The organism is Nitrosospira sp. Nsp13 (assembly GCF_900101945.1).
Taxonomy (GTDB): Bacteria; Pseudomonadota; Gammaproteobacteria; order Burkholderiales; family Nitrosomonadaceae; genus Nitrosospira; species Nitrosospira multiformis_D.
Genome location: NZ_FMVD01000042.1, coordinates 1 through 1,565, shown reverse-complemented (window position 1 = coordinate 1,565; position 1,565 = coordinate 1). Strand labels below are relative to the sequence as shown.

General features: G+C 58.9%; 2 protein-coding genes. One reads left to right on the top strand and one right to left on the bottom strand.

Translation table 11 applies throughout. The annotated features are described in order from the left end of the window. On the bottom strand, nucleotides 1-1,349 hold a 1,349-nt coding region (locus BLO43_RS16195), incomplete at its 3' end, for an alginate export family protein (RefSeq protein WP_254773524.1). Between BLO43_RS16195 and BLO43_RS17125 the strand changes: the two genes are divergently transcribed. Beyond that, a partial coding sequence (locus tag BLO43_RS17125; protein ID WP_254773523.1) for a hypothetical protein occupies nucleotides 1,339-1,565 on the top strand: 227 nt, incomplete at its 3' end. The genes BLO43_RS16195 and BLO43_RS17125 overlap by 11 nt on opposite strands.

Below are 1,565 nucleotides of genomic sequence, written 5' to 3'. Positions count from 1 at the left end.
TTGAGGAAATTGCCGGCAAAGAGTTTCGAATAGCCGACCAGGATATCCTGTTGGCGGTTGACGTGGATGTTGAAACGGAAGTCGATTTCATCGCCGACGTAACCGCCTGCCTGGCCGGTGACATCGCGCAGGGTGGCGGCGCCGGCGGCGTTGTACAGGAAGTCCTGCTTGTTGGCCAGATAGAAGCGGTGGTACTGGGCGGTAAAGGTGGCCCAGGGCTGGGGATGCAGATTGAGCTGGGCATTGAAATCATGGATATTCTGGCGGCCCACGCGATCGATCCAGCCCAGATAATAGTTCCCGAAAGGGAAGAGCTGATTGAAGGTATTGCGCGCGCCGTCATTGGGATTCTTGTCGCCGGAAGCAAAATCATAGCGCAGCCAGAACTGGGGATTCATGGGCGCCCCCTTGAAATGATAGCCGGCGCCGGAGGCGACCGCAAAGGCCGAGATATCCTGATTCGAGTACTGGCCGAACTGGTACATGCCTTCCAACTCATAGAGGAACTGATTGTAGTCGCCGGCCAGGCGGCCGCCGAGCGTATGCGTGTTCGAATTGCCCATGAGGCCGTTGCTGCCGATCGCCCGGTTGCGATTATCATCCAGACTCAGGAAATACATATCGACCAGCTGGCCTTTCATGGGTTTGTAAGTGCCCCATAAACCGAAGAACTCCTGTTTCGTATCCCAATTATCGAAGTGGCTCTGTTGCGTAATCATCGGCCGCACCCAGAAAGCGTCCAGATCAAAGGTAGGCGTGCGCCAGAATGCCTTGGCGCCCTGGAAGGTGCGCCGCGTATTCACCCAGTCCAGGGTGGAAATCAGCCGCTGCGAACCGTAGAGCAATTCCTGGCGGCCGACGCGCAGATAAACGGGACCCTCCTTGACATTCGCCAGCTTGATATCCGCAAACAGATTCAGCATATCCGTGTGATTGACATCCGTGGCGGCGGGTGTCAAGGCTTGACCAAAGGTGCGGGCATCCAGAAACTCGGCGAACAGGCGAACCTTGTCCTGATACCAGAAATCGGCATGGAAGCGGCTGCGGATCATGTGGTAATTATCGCTGGTGTTGGTCAAGCGGGCATCGGACTCGCGCATGTAGCGGTACCAGAAGCTGCCGCCGAAAGACAGCAGGAAATCCTCCCCCATGTGGATGCGCTTAAGGGGATCGAACAGATCCTTTTCATACCCCGGCTTCTCCATATAGCGGTAATCGATCTCGAAGGCGGGGGTGGTCATGAGGGCATAGGGCGCGTTGGGAGCAACCGGCGGAGCTTGACGCTCATTGCCGGTGACCACATCCCAGAGCGAATAGTATCCCGGCCCGGTTGGGGGGATGGAAAACATGCCGGGGCGCGGCGGCGCGGTGACGGGAGGCGCTTTTGACCAATCGAATGGGGTGCCTGCCGTGGGAGTTGCGGGTGCCGCGGGTGCCGCAGCCGGAGCCGCTGGCGTCCCGGCGGCGTTGGCGGCGGGAGCGGGATCCGCCGCGAAAACATGGCACGCCAGTCCCAACGTTCCCGCACCCAGGCACCATTTCAAAAGTGATCCGGGGTTGCATGC